14 protein-coding genes are annotated in these 18,499 nt (G+C 66.6%); 10 read left to right on the top strand and 4 right to left on the bottom strand.

Features of this window, described 5'->3' with window-relative positions; genetic code table 11:
• Window positions 1-25 precede the first annotated feature (25 nt).
• Both hemH and IAG41_RS20415 read right to left on the bottom strand, forming a co-directional pair.
• Window positions 26-1,048: a ferrochelatase gene (gene hemH, locus IAG41_RS20420; protein WP_187730539.1), complete on the bottom strand. Its 1,023-nt coding sequence runs from the start codon at window positions 1,046-1,048 to the stop codon at window positions 26-28.
• Entirely contained in the window at window positions 1,045-3,288 is a 2,244-nt protein-coding gene (locus IAG41_RS20415; protein WP_187730538.1) for a xanthine dehydrogenase family protein molybdopterin-binding subunit, read from the bottom strand. Before IAG41_RS20415 ends, hemH begins: the two co-directional genes overlap by 4 nt.
• Window positions 3,289-3,419: 131 nt before the next feature.
• Here IAG41_RS20415 and lgt point away from each other — a divergent pair, with 131 nt between their 5' ends.
• From lgt to IAG41_RS20380, 7 genes are all read left to right on the top strand, one after another.
• Window positions 3,420-4,298, top strand: a complete 879-nt coding sequence (lgt, locus tag IAG41_RS20410) for a prolipoprotein diacylglyceryl transferase (RefSeq protein WP_187730537.1) — start codon at window positions 3,420-3,422, stop codon at window positions 4,296-4,298.
• A 102-nt stretch (window positions 4,299-4,400) separates the two neighbouring features.
• Window positions 4,401-5,402, top strand: coding sequence for a class I SAM-dependent methyltransferase (locus IAG41_RS20405; RefSeq protein ID WP_187730757.1), 1,002 nt, complete (start codon window positions 4,401-4,403; stop codon window positions 5,400-5,402).
• Window positions 5,399-5,911: a GNAT family N-acetyltransferase gene (locus IAG41_RS20400; RefSeq protein WP_187730536.1), complete on the top strand. Its 513-nt coding sequence runs from the start codon at window positions 5,399-5,401 to the stop codon at window positions 5,909-5,911. Before IAG41_RS20405 ends, IAG41_RS20400 begins: the two co-directional genes overlap by 4 nt.
• Window positions 5,908-6,420: a GNAT family N-acetyltransferase gene (locus IAG41_RS20395; RefSeq protein ID WP_262408800.1), complete on the top strand. Its 513-nt coding sequence runs from the start codon at window positions 5,908-5,910 to the stop codon at window positions 6,418-6,420. The genes IAG41_RS20400 and IAG41_RS20395 overlap by 4 nt, the downstream gene beginning before the upstream one ends.
• Complete coding sequence (gene pgeF, locus IAG41_RS20390) at window positions 6,417-7,175, top strand: peptidoglycan editing factor PgeF (RefSeq protein WP_187730535.1); 759 nt, start codon at window positions 6,417-6,419, stop codon at window positions 7,173-7,175. Before IAG41_RS20395 ends, pgeF begins: the two co-directional genes overlap by 4 nt.
• Window positions 7,176-7,219: 44 nt before the next feature.
• Window positions 7,220-8,533, top strand: coding sequence for a cystathionine gamma-synthase family protein (locus IAG41_RS20385; RefSeq protein WP_187730534.1), 1,314 nt, complete (start codon window positions 7,220-7,222; stop codon window positions 8,531-8,533).
• Between the two features lie 64 nt (window positions 8,534-8,597).
• On the top strand, window positions 8,598-10,298 hold the full coding sequence (locus IAG41_RS20380) for a hypothetical protein (protein ID WP_187730533.1): 1,701 nt from the start codon (window positions 8,598-8,600) through the stop codon (window positions 10,296-10,298).
• On the opposite strand, the gene IAG41_RS20375 is transcribed toward IAG41_RS20380, so the two are convergent.
• Together IAG41_RS20375 and IAG41_RS20370 are read right to left on the bottom strand one after the other, a co-directional pair.
• The gene (locus tag IAG41_RS20375; RefSeq protein ID WP_187730532.1) at window positions 10,295-11,191 is read right to left on the bottom strand and encodes an iron-containing redox enzyme family protein; all 897 of its coding nucleotides are present in this window, start codon (window positions 11,189-11,191) and stop codon (window positions 10,295-10,297) included. The two genes, IAG41_RS20380 and IAG41_RS20375, sit on opposite strands and share 4 nt — an antisense overlap.
• A gap of 94 nt (window positions 11,192-11,285) precedes the next feature.
• A complete protein-coding gene (locus IAG41_RS20370) occupies window positions 11,286-12,857 on the bottom strand; it encodes an MFS transporter (RefSeq protein ID WP_187730531.1) in 1,572 nt (523 codons plus the stop codon).
• Between the two features lie 83 nt (window positions 12,858-12,940).
• On the opposite strand from IAG41_RS20370, the gene IAG41_RS20365 reads away from it, so the two are divergent.
• From IAG41_RS20365 to IAG41_RS20355, 3 genes are all read left to right on the top strand, one after another.
• On the top strand, window positions 12,941-15,451 hold the full coding sequence (locus IAG41_RS20365) for a glycoside hydrolase family 9 protein (RefSeq protein ID WP_316251194.1): 2,511 nt from the start codon (window positions 12,941-12,943) through the stop codon (window positions 15,449-15,451).
• Between the two features lie 107 nt (window positions 15,452-15,558).
• Window positions 15,559-15,996, top strand: coding sequence for a hypothetical protein (locus IAG41_RS20360; RefSeq protein ID WP_187730529.1), 438 nt, complete (start codon window positions 15,559-15,561; stop codon window positions 15,994-15,996).
• Between the two features lie 59 nt (window positions 15,997-16,055).
• A complete protein-coding gene (locus IAG41_RS20355; RefSeq protein WP_187730528.1) occupies window positions 16,056-18,377 on the top strand; it encodes a GH92 family glycosyl hydrolase in 2,322 nt (773 codons plus the stop codon).
• The last annotated feature ends 122 nt before the right edge of the window (window positions 18,378-18,499 follow it).

Genomic DNA, 18,499 nt, shown 5'->3' with positions numbered 1-18,499 from the left:
TCCTCTCCTTTGGTTTTCCGAAACGCTAGGGCTGTGCGGTCCATCCGGCAAGTTCCCGGCCGACGATCTTCTTGAGCATTTCAATGCCGGGATCACTATCGTTCAGGCAAGGCAGATAGACGAAATCGATTCCGCCTGCAGACATGAAGGTTTCGCGCCCGCGGATCGCGAGCTCCTCAAGTGTCTCGAGGCAATCGGCCGAGAAGCCCGGCGCGACGATCGCGATGCGCTTGATGCCCCTTCCCGGCAGCGCCGCCAGCGTGGTGTCGGTCGCGGGCTCGAGCCATCTGGCGCGACCGAAGCGCGACTGGAAGGTTACGATCAGCTCGCGGCCTCCCAAAGTTTCCTTGAGCGCCTCGCCCAGCAGCCGCGCGGTCTTGCGGCAATGGCAATGATAGGGGTCGCCGAGATGCAGCGTACGCTCGGGCATGCCATGGAAACTCGCCATCACCGCGTCAGGGGTGAAATCGAGCGCGGCGAGCGAGGCTTCGACCGAGGCCTTCAAGGCGGCGATATAGTCGGGATCGTCATGATAGGGCGGCAGCGTGCGGAGCGCCGGTTGCCAGCGCATCGCGGCGAGCGCGGCGAAGCCGGCATCGTTGGCAGTGGCGGTCGTCGCCGCGCAATATTGCGGATAGAGCGGTGCGAGCAGAATGCGGTCGCAACCCTGATCCTTCAGCGCCCGCAAGCGGTCGGCAATCGCGGGACGCCCATAGCGCATCGCATGGTCGACGATCACCTCCGGCCCGAACGCACTCTCTAGTGCCCTGGCCTGGAGCTTCGTGATCGCAGCGAGCGGCGAGCCGTCCTCGCGCCAGACTTGGCGATAGGCATGCGCAGACTTCTTGGGACGCGTGCGCAGGATGATGCCGCGCAGGATCGGCTGCCACAGGATCTGCGGGATCTCGACGACGCGGCGGTCCGACAGGAACTCCCCGAGATAGCGCCGCACCGCCCCCGCCTCGGGCGCGTCGGGCGTGCCCAGATTGACGAGCAGCACGCCGATGCGGCGCGGCCGCACCGCCGGATGATCGGGGGGAAGGCTCATTCGGCGTCCGATAGCAGCGGAAGACGGCGGAAGCGCACGCCGGTCGCGGCCTGCAATGCATTGGCGATGGCGGGCGCTACGGCCGGGACGGCGAGCTCGCTCGCCCCACCGGTGTCCGAACCGCTGCGGATGATCTCGACCGTCACATCGGGCGCATCCGCCAGCGTCGGCAGGGCGAGATCGGCGATCTCGCGCGCGTCGGCGACATTCTCCGTGAATCCGGTGCTGGCGCCCAAAGCCGCCGCCATGCCGAAGATCAGCCCGCCCTCGATCTGCTGCGCGACCAGTTCGGGATTGACCACGCGTCCGCAATCGACCGCTGCGACCAGCCGGTCCACCTGGATCTTGCGGTCGCCGGTCAGATGCGCCTCGGCCATCACCGCGATATGCGATCCACGGAAGCTATGGCACGCAACGCCCTGCCCGCTCCCCGGCGTGCCGCCCTGCCAGCCGCCGAGCTGCGCCGCGGTCTGGAGGCAGCGCGCGAGGCGCGGCTGCTGGCCCAGCATCGCCATGCGGAACGCGACAGCGTCGATCCCGGCGACGTGCGCGAGCTCGTCGATGAAGCTTTCGGTGAAGAAGGCGGTGTAGCTATGCGCCCCGCCCCGCCAATAACCGGTCGGGATGCCGTAGTCGGCGGGGTGGTGATCGATCGCATAGTTGGCAATCGCATAAGGCGGGGTCGCTCCCGCGATCGCCGAGGGGTCGCCATTGCCGGGCAGCGCCAGCGACGCGGCGATCACCGGATCGCCGCCGAGCAAGCGCCTGGCAAGCTCGCGCCCGGTCTCGGGCGCGGCAATCTTGGCGAGCCATCCGGCGATCTGGCCGCGTTCGTTGAGCTTCGCGCTCAGCCGCCCGGCGGCGGCGGGGCGATAGCGGTCGTGCCGGAAATCCTCGCCGCGCGGCCAGGTGAGCTGTACCGGGCGGCCGATTTCCTTCGCGAGCAGCGCCGCCTGCGCCGCGACGTCATGCTCGAGCTTCGCGCCGAACGATCCGCCGCCCATCATCGGATGCACCGTCACGCGCCCCTCGCCGATGCCCGCGGCGAGCGCCGCCGCCCGGCGCGCCAGTCCCGGCGCCTGGGTCGGCAGCCACAGCGCCAGCTTGCCGTCGGCGAACGAAGCGGTGCAGGTCATCGGCTCGAGCGCGGCGTGGAGCGCCAGCCCCACCCGATATTCGGCGAAGATGATCTTGGCGCCGCGGAATTCTGCCGCGAGATCACCCGCCTGCGCGATCCGCGCGCCTTCGCCGTCGAACGCCTTGCCGAGTGCCTCCTCGATCGAATCGTCGTTGATCACCGGATCGGGCACCTTGAAGCGCGGGCGCATCGCCTCGATCGCGCGATCCGCCGCCCACCAATTGTTGGCGACCGCGGCGACCCAGTCCCGGGTCGTCACCACCTTGAGCATGCCCGGGATCTTGTCGGCCGCCGCGCGATCGACGCGCACCAGCTCGGTCGTGCCGACCGGTCCCTGGCGGATCGAGGCATAGACCATGTTCGGCAGGCGGATATCGGCAGCGAAATTGGCGCTGCCGTCGACCTTCGCCGGCGTATCGAGCCGCGGAAGTGGCTGGCCGTAGAGCCGGTTGTCGTCGCCGGTACGCAGCGGCACCGGATCGGGCGCTTCTTCGTCGGCCGCCTCGGCGGCGAGCTGGCCGAAGGGCAGCCGCTGATTGCCATGGACGACGAAGCCGTTCGCCGTGCCGCAGGCTTGCCAATCGGTATTCCAGCGCCGCGCCGCCGCCTTGCACAGCAGCACGCGCGCGGCGGCACCGGCATGGCGCAGCTGGTCCTCGAAATAGCGGATCGAGGTCGAGCAGCCGGTGAGCATCAGCCCGGTGCGCGCCGCAAAGGTGCGCTGGAGCTGCTCGGGCATCGAGCCCAATGCGAGCTCGAACAAGGTCGCCGCCGCCAGCGGATTGGCATAGAGCGGATTGAGCGGCGCCGGCTCGACGCCGACCATCTTCCAGTCCGCACCCAGCTCGTCCGCGACAATCTGCGGCATCGCGGTGAACACGCCCTGCCCCATCTCGGCCTGGGGGACCGCGACCGTGACGTGCCCGTCGGTGCCGATCTTGAGCCAGGCGCCGTACAGGCTCTCGCCCGGCGACGCAGTGAGGTTCGGCAGATAGGTGCGCGGCCACACCGCCCAGGCGACCACCAGCCCCGCCCCCACGCCGCCGCCGATCAGCAACGTGCGCCGGTCGAGCTTGATCCGCGCCTTTGGGTTCGCCGTCATCGCCCCCGCTCTATCGCGGGCGGGCGCGGTGCGCCAGCGCGCTAAGGCTGTGTGCTCGACACCCAGGGACTTGGGTTTGACGCGCGGCTGCTCTATCGGTGCGCCGGACACTCGCCGGGGATCGATCGATCGTGCTTTTCACCACTCTGGCCGCCGCTGGCGACCATCTCCATTTCGACAGCCTCGGGCTGAACCCGGTCGCGCTCGATCTCACCTTCTTCCAGATCAAATGGTATTCGCTGGCCTATATCGCCGGCATCCTGATCGGCTGGTGGTATCTGCTCCGCCTGCTGCGCGAGCCCGGCGCACCGATGGCGCGGCGCCACGCCGATGATCTCGTCTTCTATGCGACGCTCGGCATCATCCTGGGCGGGCGGCTCGGCTATGTGATCTTCTATGCGCCCAGCATGCTCGAGCACCCGGCATCGGTGCTCAAGCTGTGGGACGGCGGCATGTCGTTCCATGGCGGCGTGATCGGCACCACGCTGGCGATCATCCTGCTTTCGTGGCGCCAGGGGCTCAACTGGCTGAGGGTGCACGATTATGTCGCCTGCGTCGCGCCGTTCGGACTCTTCTTCGGCCGCCTCGCCAATTTCGTGAACGGCGAGCTCTGGGGCAAGCCGGCGGACGTGCCCTGGGCGATCGTCTTCCGCGGTACCGTCAATGGGGTTCCCGAGCCGGCCCGCCACCCGAGCCAGCTCTACGAGGCGGGGCTAGAAGGCATATTGCTGTTCGCGGTGCTCTGGTTCTTCTTCTGGCGGACCAAGGCGCGCTACGAACCGGGCAAGCTCGTCGGCATCTTCCTGCTCGGCTATGGCCTGTGCCGCTTCTTCGTCGAGTTCTTCCGCGAGCCCGACCGCCAGCTCGTCTGGCTGGTCGAGCAGACCGGGCTCCACATGGGACAATGGCTGTGCCTGCCGATGATCGCGCTGGGCATCTACTTCATCGCCACCGCCAAGGGACGCCGTCAGCGCGTCGAGCCGATCGCGGGCAGCGAGAGCGTGGCCTGAACGCGCGTGCCTGACGACAATCCCCTGTCGGCGGGGGCGCAGGAGCGCGCGGAAAACGCCGCGGAGCCGCTGCTCGCCGAACGCCTCGCCCGTGCGATCACCATGGCTGGGCCGATCCCGCTGTCGCAGTTCATGGGCGCCGCCAACGCCCATTATTACGGCACGCGCGATCCGCTCGGCGCGCGCGGCGACTTCACCACCGCGCCCGAGATCAGCCAGATGTTCGGCGAGCTGATCGGGCTATGGCTTGCCGATCTATGGGATCGCGCGGGCCGCCCCGCGGCGCGCTATGTCGAGCTGGGGCCGGGGCGCGGCACGCTCGCCGTCGATGCGCTCCGCGCGATGGCGAAGGCCGGACTGACGCCGCCGGTCGATCTGATCGAGACCAGCCCGACGCTGCGCGCCGCGCAGGCCGAGCGCGTACCGGACGCCGAATGGCATCTGGGTTTCACGGGCATCTCCGAAGACGGGCCGCTGCTCGTCGTTGCCAACGAATTCTTCGACGCGCTGCCGATCCGCCAGCTCGTCGCCACGAACGAGGGCTGGCGCGAGCGGCTGGTCGCCTGCCAGGATACCTTGTTCCTGCCGATCGCCGGCGACCGCAGCTTCGACATGATCATTCCGCCCGATCTGCGTGATGCGCCGCCGGGATCGATCCTGGAAACCTCGCCCGCCAGCGTGGCGATGCTGCGCGGCCTCGCCCGGCGCCTGCTCGGCCAGGGCGGTGCGGCCCTGATCATCGACTATGGCTATCAGGGTCCCGCGATCGGCGACACGCTGCAGGCGGTGCGCGGCCACCAATATGCCAACCCGTTCGAGGAGCCGGGCGAGGCAGACCTCACTGCGCATGTCGACTTCGCGACGCTGCGCGAAGCCGCCGAGGCCGAGGGGCTGGTCGTCTATGGTCCCGTTACCCAGGGCGTTTTCCTGACCGCGCTCGGCATCGACGCGCGCGCCGAAGCCCTGGCCAAAGCTAGCCCCGAGCGCGCGGAGGATATCGCGCTGGACCGCGAGCGGCTGACCGGAGACGAGGCGATGGGTGACCTCTTCAAGGTGCTTGCGATCACCGCGCCCGACTGGCCCGTGCCCGCGGGGTTCGCATGATCGAATATCGCGACGCGACGCTGGCCGATGCCGAGGCACTCAATGCCATGGCGAAGCAATGCGCGATCGACACGTTCGCCAGCGAATATGAGCCCGACGACTTCGCCGTCTATCTCGCCCAGGCCTATGGTCCCGAGGGCCTCGTCGCCCACCTCGCCGATCCGGCGATCCGCTTCCGTATCGCGCTGGAGGATGGCCGGATCATCGGCTATTCGAAACTTTCCCGCGTCGCGCTGCCGGCACCCGATCCGCAGCCGGGCGCCGCCGAACTCCGCCAGCTCTATGTGTTGAAGGATTGGCACGGCGCGGGCGTGGCTACCGCGCTGATGGACTGGACGCTCGACACCGCAAGAACGATGGGCGCGCCCGAAATCTATCTGGCCGTGTTCGCGTATAATCACCGTGCCCGCGCCTTCTACACGCGCTACGGTTTCGTCGAGATCGGTTCGTTCGATTTCTACGTCGGCACCCGCATCGATTGCGACCGCATCTGGTGGCGCACGCTTTGACCATCGCGTATCGCGCCGCCCTGCCCGCCGACGGGCCCGCGCTCTCGGCGATGGCGAAGCGCGCGTTTACCGACACGTTCGGCAGCCTCTACCGCGCCTCCGATCTCGCCGCGTTCCTCGACCGAACCTTCGGTGCGGACGGGCTGCCCTCGCAACTCGACGATCCCGACTATACGGTGCGCCTCGCTTGCGAAGGGGATACCATCGCCGGCTTCATCAAACTGGGTCCCGTCGACTTTCCCGGCGATTGGGATGCCGGTGCGATCGAACTCCACCAGCTCTACGTCCTTGGTCGCTGGCAGGGCGAAGGCGTGGCACCGGTGCTGATGGACTGGGCCATTGTCACCGCCCGCGCGCAGGGGGCCACGCAGATGCTGCTCAGCGTGTTCGTCGAGAATGTCCGCGCGCAGCGATTCTATGCGCGCTACGGTTTCCGCGAAGTGGGCCGCTACGAATTCCGAGTCGGTGACCAAATCGACGACGACCGCATCTGGAGCCTCGATCTGTGATCGATATCGACGTCACGCGTGCGAAAGCCCTGGACGGCATCGCGCACGGCTTTGTCGGCCGGCGCGGCGGCGTCTCGAGCGGAATCCTGGCAGGGCTCAATGTCGGCACGGGGTCGCAGGACGATCCCGCGCTGATCGCCGAGAACCGCCGCCGCGCGACCGAAGCGGTGCTGCCCGGCGGGCGCCTGGTGACGGTCTTTCAGGTCCATTCGCCCGATGCCGTGATCGCAACCGAGCCCTTCGCCGAACGCCCCCATGCCGACGCGGTGGTCACCGATCGCCCGGGCCTGGCGCTCGGTATCCTCACCGCCGATTGCGCGCCCGTGTTGTTCGCCGACGCGCAAGCGGGCGTGATCGGCGCGGCGCATGCAGGCTGGAAAGGTGCCGTCGGCGGCGTTACCGATTCGACCATCGCCGCGATGGAAAAGCTGGGGGCAAGGCGCGAGCGGATTGCCGCGGCGATCGGACCCTGCATCGCCCGCGCCAGCTATGAGGTGAACCAGGACTTCTTCACCCGGTTCGCGGAAGCCGATCCCGCCAATGAGCGTTTCTTCGCCGACGGCAAGCCGGGGCACTATCAGTTCGACCTCGAAGCCTATGTCGCGCACCGCCTCGCCGCCGCGGGCATCCGCACCGTCGAGGCGCTGGGACTCGACACTTATGCGCACGAGGATCGTTTCTACAGCTTCCGCCGCTCGACCCATCGCGGCGAGCCTGATTACGGACGTCAGATTTCGATAATTGGTATCAATTGAGACCTTCTTTCGGCTAGAGCCGCCGAAAGAATCAGGAGAGCCACATGACCGACGAAACCGAAGCCGATCTGACCGGCGGCGCGCCCCGCCGTCGCCCCAAACCCTCGGCCGACAGGATCGGCGATCGCAAGCTGAAGCCCAGCACGATGATGATGGGCCATGGCTATGATCCGGTGCTCTCCGAAGGCTCGCTGAAGCCGCCGATCTTCCTCACCTCGACCTTCGTCTTCCCCAATGCCGCTGCGGGCAAGCGCCATTTCGAGGGCGTCACCGGCAAGCGGCCGGGCGGTGCTGAGGGGCTGGTCTATTCGCGCTTCAACGGGCCGAACCAGGAGATCCTCGAGGATCGCCTCGCGGTGTGGGAAGAGGCGGAGGACGCGCTCGCTTTCTCCTCGGGCATGTCGGCGATCGCCACCTTGTTCCTGTCGATGGTCAAGCCCGGCGATACGATCGTCCATTCGGGTCCGCTCTATGCCGCGACCGAGACGCTGATCGCGCGCATCCTGGGCCGATTCGGCGTGCATTGGCTCGATTTCCCGGCGGGCGCGACCCGCGCCGAGATCGACGCGGTGCTGAACCGCGCGGCGAGCGGCAACGTCGCTTTGATCTATCTCGAAAGCCCGGCCAATCCGACCAATGCGCTGGTCGACGTCGAAGCCGTCCGCGCCAGCCGCGACGCGATCTTCAAGGGCGCCAAGCCGCCGATCGCTATCGACAACACCTTCTTGGGGCCGCTCTGGGCGCAGCCGCTCAAGCAGGGCGCCGATATCGTCGTCTATTCGCTCACCAAATATGCGGGCGGCCATTCGGACCTGGTCGCGGGCGGCGTGCTCGGCAACAAGGAGCACATCAACACGATCCGGCTGATGCGCAACACGATCGGCACGATCTGCGACCCCCACACCGCCTGGATGCTGCTTCGCAGCCTCGAGACGCTTGAGCTGCGCATGAGCCGGGCGGGCGAGAATGCGGTCAAGGTCTGCGAATATCTGCGTAGCCATCCCAAGGTGGAGAAGGTCGGCTATCTCGGCTTCCTCGAGGGCGGCGACGACGAACGCCAGGCCGACATCTATCGACGCCACTGCATCGGCGCCGGATCGACCTTCTCGCTCTATCTGAAGGGCGGCGAGAAGGAGGCTTTCGCGTTCCTCGACGCGCTCAAGATCGCCAAGCTCGCGGTCTCGCTGGGCGGCACCGAGACGCTGGCCAGCCATCCGGCGGGGATGACGCACCTGTCGGTGCCCGAGGCGCGCAAGCAGGCGCTGGGCATCACCGACAATCTCGTGCGCATCTCGATCGGCGTCGAGGATGCCGACGATCTGATCGCGGACTTCGAAGAGGCGCTGAAGACGGTCTAGCTGCATTGCGCGGTACGGAGCGGCGGCGTAGTTTCGCGATCTTCGGTTCTTCGCGGGAAGACCAATGATTCGAAGCCTGCTGACGCTCTGTGCCGCGCCGATCCTTTTAGCGGTGCCGCCCGCTACCGCGCAAAGCGGCGCGCCCGCCGATGCGATGGCGGGCATGCATCACGGCTTCCCGCAGACGCTCGATGACTGGGCGCATGGCGCGCAGCTCTTCGAGGGGCTGGGCGACTTCCACCGTCCGGCCGGCACTTCGTCGAAAGAGGCGCAAGCCTATTTCGACCAGGGCATGCGTTTCCTCTGGGCGTTCAACCATGACGAGGCGACGCGCTCCTTCGCCCGCGCGGCCGAGCTCGATCCGACCTGCGCGATGTGCTTCTGGGGCGTCGCGCTGACGCTCGGGCCCAACTACAACATGCCGATGATGGCCGAGGCGCGCGCCAAGGTCGGCTTCGATGCGATCCATCGCGCCCAGGCGCTTTCGGCCAAGGCCTCGCCCGCCGACCAGGCGATGATCGCGGCGCTGGCCAAGCGCTTCGATGGCGCCAAGGGACTCGATCCTTCCAATGGCGGCCCGTCGCTTCTCGCCTTTGCCAACGGCATGCGCGAGGCTGCGCGCCGCTTTCCCGACGATCTCGATCTGCAGGTGCTGTTCGCCGAATCGATGATGAACCTCAATCCGTGGAAGCTGTGGAACGCCGATGGCAGCCCGGCCCCCGGCACGCTCGAGATCGTATCGACGCTGGAGGGGGTGCTCGCCAGGGCGCCCAACCATCCGGGCGCCAACCATTATTACATCCACGCCGTCGAGGCATCGAAGGATCCGGGCAAGGCGATCGCATCCGCCGAGCGCGTCGGCGGTGCAATGCCGGCGGCTGGACACCTGGTCCATATGCCGTCGCACATCCTGCAGCGTGTGGGGCGATATGCCGATTCGGCGGAGGTCAATCGCCTAGCGGCCGCGGCGGATACGGCCTATTACGCCAAGACCGCGGCGATCGATTATTACCCGATGTATTCGGCGCACAACTACCAATTCCTCGCCGCAGCGGCCGCCATGGAGGGACGCGGTGCCGAGACGGTGAAGGCACTGCGTGACGTCCGCACGACGATGTCCGACGACATGGTCGCGGGCATGCCTGGCATCGACTGGACGATCGCCTTTCTCTACGAATCGCTGCTGCGCTTCGGCATGTGGGACGCGATGCTCGCCGAACCCGCGCCCGATCCGCGGCTGACCGGCATGGTGATCAACTATCACTCTGCGCGCGTCATCGCCTTCGCCGCCCAGGGCCGAGTGAACGAAGCCACCGCTGAACTCGCCGAGACCGAAAAGGCGGTGGCGGCAGCACCCGCCAACGCGGCCGCCGGCATGAACGCCGGACTGCCGCTCTACGAGATCGCGGTGTTGCGGGCGAAGGCGCGCATCGCCGGTGCGCAGGGTGACTACGCCACGGCAATCGCGCTGCTCACCCAGGCCGTCGCCAAGGAGGACACGCTTTCCTACAACGAGCCGGCCGATGAGTTCTTCCCGACACGCCATTTGTTGGGCGCCGCCTTGCTCAAGGCGGGCAGGAAAGTCGAAGCCGCATCCGTCTATCGCGAGGATCTGAAACGCAATCCGGCGAATGGCTGGGCGCTGCTCGGCCTCGCCCAGGCGCTGGAGGAACAAGGCAGGACGGCGGAGGCCGCTGAGGCGCGCGCGCAGTTCGAAGCCGCCTGGAAGAGCGCTGACACGAAGATCGCCAGCTCGGCCTTCTAGCTCCAGAGCCGGGCGCGATAGGCCTCGAAGCAGCGCGCGCCGCAACGGAGGCGGATCAGCGCGCCTTCAGCCATCGCGGTGGCGCGCGCCGGGTCTTCCTCCACGGCGGGGCGGATCGCTTCCTTGTTCCATTCCACGCTGTGCTTGATGTCCAGCACCGCGTGCACGGAGAAATAGCGGCGCTCCTTGCCCGAGAAACCCAGCCGCTTGAGCCCTTCGGCGACCATCGCCGAGCGGCCCGGCGCGGTCAGCTCGATTGCGCCCAGTGCCCCCACCGAATGCCAGGCGTAGCGCCGGCTGGTCGCCATCGCAGTCATCGCATTGGCGAGCGCGAGGCTCTCCCACACGGTATTCTCGATGACGGGATTCACCTGCAGCGTCTCGACCAGCGCATCGAGCATCGGCCCGTGCATGCCGGCATAGGTGCCATGCCCCATCTCGTCCCAATAATTGCGGGCGAGCTCGAGCTTGGGGCGAACGGGCAGCTTGACCTGCGTCATTGCGACCAGATCGTCGAACCCCGCCTCGCCGGCCGCTTCCTGCTCGAAAAACCAGCGCAATTCGTCGATGCCGGCCTTGGCGCACAGCCAGGGGAAAAGCGGGTCGCCCTGCCCCGGACCCGTCGCCGCCAGTTCCTCGAACCAGGCGATGAACCCGTGGGCATCGGTCGGCGCCTGCGCGGCCTCTTCGATCACGTCGGCGCGCAGTTCCTCGAGGAACGCGCCTTCCAGTCGCTGCATCTTCGCGTCGCGATCGAAGATGCGCTGCCAGTCGTCGCTCGGAAATCCGGGTGATAGCCGTTCGTGATTCCAGTGCGCGAGGCCGCGCTGGAAACTGTCCTTGAGAAATTGCGAGCCGGTATCGTTCGCGAAATCGCGTGCTCTAGTCGCCATGATGGATTGCTCTCCTGCCTGGCCGTAAAAACCGGCAGAAAAGCGCGATGGTTCCGCTTCAAAGCGGGCACCTAACTTCGATCAGGACGAATCTTCAGACGAGCGGCGCATCCATCGCGTCGTCGAGCCGGCGCAGATCGCCGCCACGCGTTTCGCGCCCGAACCAGGCGACCAGCCCCAGCGCCAACAGGGTCGGCACCAGGATTATCCCTGCCACGACGCCCATCGCCGGCACCAATGCGGTGATCGACAGGGCCTGCGCCAGCACGCCACCACCCTTGGTGCAGGCCGCCACCCATCCCGTGGCGCGACCGCGCACGCGCAAGGGGAAGCTTTCGGCGGCATAGGGCAGCAGGATCGCGATGATCCCGTTCGATCCGACGATCAGCAGCGCGACCGGGAGCACCGGGCTGCCCCCGCCGCCGGTCTCGAGCCGCAACACCAGCGCAAGACCCGCCAGGGTGACAGCAATCGCGCCGACGAGCGACCATTTGGTGCTCCAGCGGCTGTACAGCAAAGCCGCGACGAACACGGTGGGGAAAGCGATCAGCGCCGATTCGGCAAGCAGCTTGCTGGCCACCGCGATCGAATAGCCCTTGGCGGCGAGATCGGCGGGCAACCATAGCAGCAGCCCGAAATTGATCAGGCCCCAAGCGATCGCCGCGATCGAAAGCGCGGTGAGCTTGCCGATCAGCTTGGCGCCGGTGAGTGGCGTGTGCGTCGATTTCTCGCGCGCCCCGGGCGCAGCCTCGGCCTTGCGCACAACCGCTCCGAACCGGCGCATCACTGCCTGCGCCTCGACCGCGCGGCCGCGCGCGAGCAGGAACTTGGCGGATTCGGGGATGAAGGCGCCGAGCAACACCAGCGCCAGCCCGGTCGGCAGGTTGAGCAGCCACAATATCCGCCAGCCGAACACCGGCTGGAGCAGCGCCGAAAGCCCGCTTGCCGCAAAATAGCCGCCCACCGCGCCCAGCCCGCCGACCAGCACCAGGCTCCAGCCGCGATGCTTGTTGGGCATCATCTCGGCGAGCAGCGCATAGGTCACCGGCAGCATGCCGCCCGCAGCCAGCCCCATCATGAAGCACATGCCGATATTCCAGGCGAGACTGGGCATCGCGCCGCAGATCGAGGTGCCGACGAACATCACCGCGGAAAGCAGGATCGTCGCCTTGCGGCCATAGATGTCGGCAAGCACGCCCCACACCACCGATCCGGTCATGGTCCCGATCAGCGCGAAGAAGGGCACCAGCGACACCGTCGCCTTGGGCACTCCATATTCGCCGACCATGCCGGGCACGGTGAAGCCGAGCGAGGCGGGCTTCATCGTGTCGATGATCAGCGCCAGCACGAGCACGAAGAGCAAACCCCAATGCGCAGGCCCCAGCGGCGCATCCTCTGGAGCGGCGACGATCAGATCGACGCTCGCCGCGCGCTGCGCGGCGACGTTGCGCGGCAGCAGTCCCCAGGCGGCGACTAGGCAGCCGATGATGATCAACCCCATGCCGGCGACCATGTCCCAGCCCATCGGCATGCCGGCGAGCATGAAATGCATGTCGCGGCCCATCAGGAACATCGGGATGTGCATGAGCACTCCCGCGGTGACGGCCACACACCCGATGCCGAACGCCCAGATGCCCTGCCGATCCGCCAGCGTGTTGCTCTTCATTCCCCGGTCTTCCCCTGCCCCATTTGTCTGTGTTAGCGCTAACTTCGATGCGCGGGAACCAACCTGCCACGAAGGAGAGCGCCGTGAAAGCCAAAGCCGTTCAACGCCTGATCTGCGCCTGCCTGCTCGCCGGAACCGCGCTTCCCGCCGATGCGCAGACCGCGCTGCGACTTGGCGATGCGGGCTATTTCGAGAGCCCCGGCGTCAACGTCCTCGTCTTCTCCAACTGGTATGACGGGCTATTCGCGGACTCCAAGATCAGCGGCGTCGAGATCATCCAGCAGGGCGAGCGCACCGCGACCAACGGCGATGTCCGCCTTTCCGCCACGCCGGGCCAATGGGATCCGATCGGCCGGATGGTGAAGCGCGATGTAGACCCCAAGACCGGCACGATCGAGGTACTGCTCGAATATCCGGACTATAATTTCCAGTACCGCATCCGCGCCGAGCGCCGCGGCGGATCGGTGATCCTCTCGGTCCTACTCGACAGACCCCTTCCCGAGGCGCTGGTCGGCAAGGCCGGGTTCAACCTGGAGTTCATCCCCTCGGCCTATTTCCACAAGAGCCTGATGGCCGATGGCAAATCGGGCAGCTTCCCGCTCTATCCGTCCAGCGACATGGTCGCGGGCGGCGCGCGCAACGCCGCCAGCGGGCGTGACATCGGCCCCGGCGCCGAGCCGCTGCCCTTCGCCGCCGGCAAGACTTTGGTGCTCGCGCCCGAGGATCCGGCGCGCCGCGTCACGATCACATCTACCGCTGGCGAACTCGGCCTGTTCGACGGCCGAGACCAGGCGCAGAATGGCTGGTTCGTCGTCCGCAGCGCCATCCCAGCGGGCAAGACCGGCAAAGTGATCGAATGGACGCTGACGCCGAACAGCGTGCCCGGCTGGGTGCGCGCGCCGGTGATCGGCCATTCGCAACTCGGCTATGCGCCCGAGCAGAAGAAGCTGGCGGTGATCGAGCTCGATCCGGCGATGACGACCGCGCCTGCCACCGCGCGGCTGCTGCGCGTTTCGGAAACCGGCGCGATCACATCCGTACTCAGCGGCGCGACCAAGCCCTGGGGCAGATATCTGCGCTATACCTATCGCACCTTCGACTTCAGCGGCGTGCAGCAGCCCGGCACCTATCTGCTCGAATATGGCGGCAGGCGCACCGCGACCTTCCGCATAGCGTCCGACCTCTACGACACCGCCTGGCATCCGAGCCTCGACGTCTACATGCCGGTGGCGATGGACCATATGCTGGTCAACGAGGCGTATCGCGTGTGGCACAGCGACAGCCACCGCGACGATGCGCGCCAGGCGCCGGTCAACCACGAGCATATCGATCTCTATGCCCAGGGGCCGACGACCGACACCAAGTTCAAGCCGGGCGAGCACATCCCGGGGCTCAATATCGGCGGCTGGCTCGACGCGGGCGATTTCGACATCCGCACCCAGACGCAATATGCGGTGATCCGCACGCTGGTGGGCATATGGGAGGATTACCGCCCCACCCGCGACCAGACCCTGGTCGACCAGAAGCTGCGCCACGTCGAAATCCATGTGCCCGACGGCAAGCCGGACATGCTCCAGCAGATCGAGCACGGCACGCTCTATCTCACCTCGATGTACGACGCGGTCGGCCATGCGGTGCACGGCGTGGTCGAGCCCGATGTCGCGCAATACACGCATCTGGGCGATGCCGCGTCCAAGACCGATGGACTGATCTACGATCCCGATCTCGCCTATGGCGAACGCAGGGACGGCAAGAGCGGCACGCCCGACGATCGTTGGGTGTTCACCACCAAGGCGAGCGCGCTCAACTATGGATCGGCGGCGGCACTGGCCGCGTCGAGCCGGGCGCTCCGCGGCTATAACGATGCGCTGGCCGACAAGGCGCTCGGCCTCGCCAGGCGCGTCTGGGCGGAGGAGCATAGCCATGCGCCCGACACCTACAGCCATGGCAACACCACCGGCGGCTGGCTGCCGGGCGAGGAGTTCGCTGCCGCGGTCGAGCTGCTCGTTACTACCGGCGACAAGCAATATGCCGATCGGGTCGCCGCACTATGGCCCGAGATCGCGACGCGCTTCGGCCAATATGCCCAGACCGCGGTACAGGCGCTGTCGCGCATGCCCGCCGGCTACAGCGTCGAGGTGGAGAAGGCGGCGCGTGCCTGGAAGGCGGCCCAAAAGCCCGACAATCCCTACGGTGTGCCCGTCACCACCGGCGGCTGGGCGGGCAATGGCGCGGTGATCCAGACCGGCATCACCGACTATGTGCTGCACAAGGCGTTTCCGGCAGTTACCGACGGCAGCCTAGCCTATCGCGCGCTCGATTTCCTCCACGGCACGCATCCGGGATCGGACATCTCGTTCGTGTCGGGCGTCGGCACCGTCTCGAAAGAAGTCGCCTATGGCAGCAACCGCGCCGATTTCTCGTTCATCGCCGGCGGCGTGGTGCCCGGCGTGCTGATCCTCAAGCCCGACTTCCCGGAGAATAGCGAGCATTGGCCGTTCTTCTGGGGCGAGAACGAGTACGTCATCAACATGGGGCCGAGCTATATCGAGCTCGTCCAGGCCGGCATCGCGCTGGGGAAGGAGAAGCGTTAGGAGCGGCCATCGGCAGCTCCCTCTTTTCGGACGTTCGAGGGACCGATCGCCCGAAAGGCTGTTAGCGACCCGGTAGCGGACGTTCCGTTGGCGACGTAACGTAAGCCATGAACGCCAAACTCACACTGCGATACGAATTTAGTTCTGATGACGGCGACTTCGGGTGGCTAGCGGCCGAGGTGGAGACCTATCCGTTCTCGGGCCGGGGTGGGTTCTGGGTACAATGGCAAGACGTCGAGGCGTGGGCCGGCAAACTCGGTTCCTACCCTATCTCGACTGAGAACCCATGCGTGGCGGAATGGGGACAGTGCCAGAGCGACGGCTCCAACTACGAGGTGATAATCGGCGTCTCCATCTTACCGGCCAACAAGACTGGTGACCTCGACGTTCTTGTGAAGGTCGGCGACCTCAACGACGCGCGGCAACAGTGTCAGGCTGTCTTTCGCACAAACTATCCTGATACAGCGCGGTTCGCTGCTGAGATGCAGGCCATGATGCGGCGTGAAACAAATGTAGCGAGGCTGCTGGGACGGAACGTCGACTAACCACCGATCCTCGCCATTGCCCTTTGCCCCGCGCGAAACAGCCGTTACCGCTGCGCGCCATGATCGCGCATCTTCGCCGGGCGACGCTCGCCCTAACCGCCGCCGCCCTGGTCTCCGCCCCGCTCGCCGCGCAGACCGCGTATGAGAGCGTCGATCCGATGATCGGCACCGGCGGCGAAGGCCATACTTTCCCCGGCGCGGTCGCGCCGTTCGGGATGATGCAGCTCAGTCCGGACACCGATACCGGCTGCGAGATCCGCCAATGCTATGGGCATGCCGCGGGCTATCGCTACGACGACCCGACGATCCAGGGCTTCTCGATGACCCATTTCTCGGGCGCGGGACATTCTGACCTGGGCGATTTTCTGATCATGCCGGTGGCCGGCAGTGATGTGGCCCTCGAACCCGGCGATCCGAAGAAGCCCGGCTCGGGCTATCGCTCGCGCTTCGGCCATGCCGACGAGACCGCGCAGCCCGGCTATTATGGCGTCACCCTGTCCGATGCCGGCATCCGCGCCGAGTTGACCGCGGGCCAGCGCGTCGGCGTGCAGCGCTACGCCTTCGCTGCAGGCAAGGCCGCGCACCTGGTGCTCGATCTGCGCAGCTCGCTCTACAATTATCCGGGCAAGATCATGTGGTCCTCGGTGCGCATCCGCCCCGACGGCACGATCACCGGCATGCGCGAGACGCGGGGATGGGCGCCTGCGCGGAAGCTCTATTTCGCGATCCGTCCCAACGCGCCGCTCGCCGGCCATGCCTTTTTCAACCGCGAGGAGAAGGTACCGTACAAGGGCTTCCAGGGGCCCAGCCGCGGCGCCGATGATTCCGCGCAGCTGGAAGGCCGCGCTTTGGTCGCCCGGCTCGATTTCGGCGCGCTCGACAAGCCGCTGGAAGTGAAGGTCGCGATCTCGAGCGTCGACGAAGACGGCGCGATCGCCAACCTGGCAAGCGAGCCCGGCGATTTCGATGCGATCCGCGCGAAGACCCGCACGGCCTGGGAGCAAGCGCTCGGCGCGGTGGCGATCGACGCCGCACCGGAGGAGAAGAAGACCGTCTACACCGCGCTCTATCACAGCCTGATGGCGCCCAGCATATTCTCCGACGCGGACGGGCGCTATCGGGGACCGGACGATCAGGTCCACCAGGCCAAGGGCTTCACCTTCCACTCGACCTTTTCGCTGTGGGACACGTTCCGCGCCGAGCATCCGCTGCTCATGCTGGTCCAGCCCGAGAAGAAGAACGCCGATTTCATCAACTCGCTGATCGCCAGCCAGCAGGCGAGCCCGTTCGGCATCCTGCCGGTCTGGCAGTTCCAGGGCCGCGAGACCTGGACGATGATCGGCTATCATGCCGTCCCGGTGATCGCCGACGCCTATATGAAGGGGCTCAAGGGCTTCGATGCCAAGGCCGGGCTCGAGGCGATGGTGAAGAGCGCGACCTATGGCCCCTATGGCGGGCTCGATTGGTACATGAAGCTCGGCTACGTGCCGATCGATAAGGAGCCGGAAGCGGCATCCAAGACGGTCGAATATGCCTATGACGACTGGACGATCGCGCGGATGGCCAAGGCGATGGGCCAGACCGACATCGCGACCGCGTTCGAGAAGCGCGCCGCCAACTGGCGCAACAGCTTCGACGTGAAGACCGGCTTCCTGCGCGCCCGCAAGGCGGACGGCAGCTATCGCACGCCCTTCGATCCCACCGCGATCAACTATGGATCCGACTATACCGAGGGCAATGCCTGGCAATATTCGTGGTTCGTGCCGCAGGATCAGGCCGGCATGTTCGCGCTGCTGGGCGGCGACGCCGCGGCGGTGAAGAAGCTCGACGCCATGTTCGACTTCGACAATTCGAAGATCGACTACAGCCATGCCGAGGATATCGCCGGGCTGATCGGCCAGTATATCCATGGCAACGAGCCCAGCCACCACGTCGCCTATCTGTACAGCTATGCCGGCCAGCCCTGGCGGACGCAGGAGCGGCTGAAGCAGATCGTCGACAGCCAGTACAAGCCGACGCCCGACGGGCTCTCCGGCAACGACGATCTCGGGCAGATGTCGGCCTGGCTCGTCTTCACGTCACTGGGCTTCTACCCCGTCGCGCCCGGCTCCAACGAATATGTTATCGGCCGACCTTTCGTCGATCGCGCGGTGCTCAACCTGCCGAACGGCAAGCGCTTCACGATCTTGGCGAGCAACCTGTCGGACGCGAACCGCTATGTCGGCCGGGTGACGCTCAACGGAAAGCCGCTCGACCGCGTCTATATCCGCCACGAGGAGATCATGGCAGGCGGCGAATTGCGCTTCACGATGCAGGCGACGCCGAACAAGGCATGGGGGGCGAGCAAGAAGGCGCGGCCCTTTTCGATGAGCGCCAACTAGGACGGAGACTCATAAAGCGGACGGTCTGCTAACGCCCAAATCTTGGACGCTCAGTCGGCCGTTTCGCCATCCCGAAACCGGCCATTCGGCACGGCGCGAAGTGCCGAAGACAGTCATTGCCT

This window comes from Sphingomonas sp. JC676, assembly GCF_014489075.1.
Lineage (GTDB): Bacteria > Pseudomonadota > Alphaproteobacteria > Sphingomonadales > Sphingomonadaceae > Sphingomonas.
The sequence above is the reverse complement of the archived record's forward strand: the minus strand, read 5'-3'. Positions and strand labels throughout refer to the sequence as shown.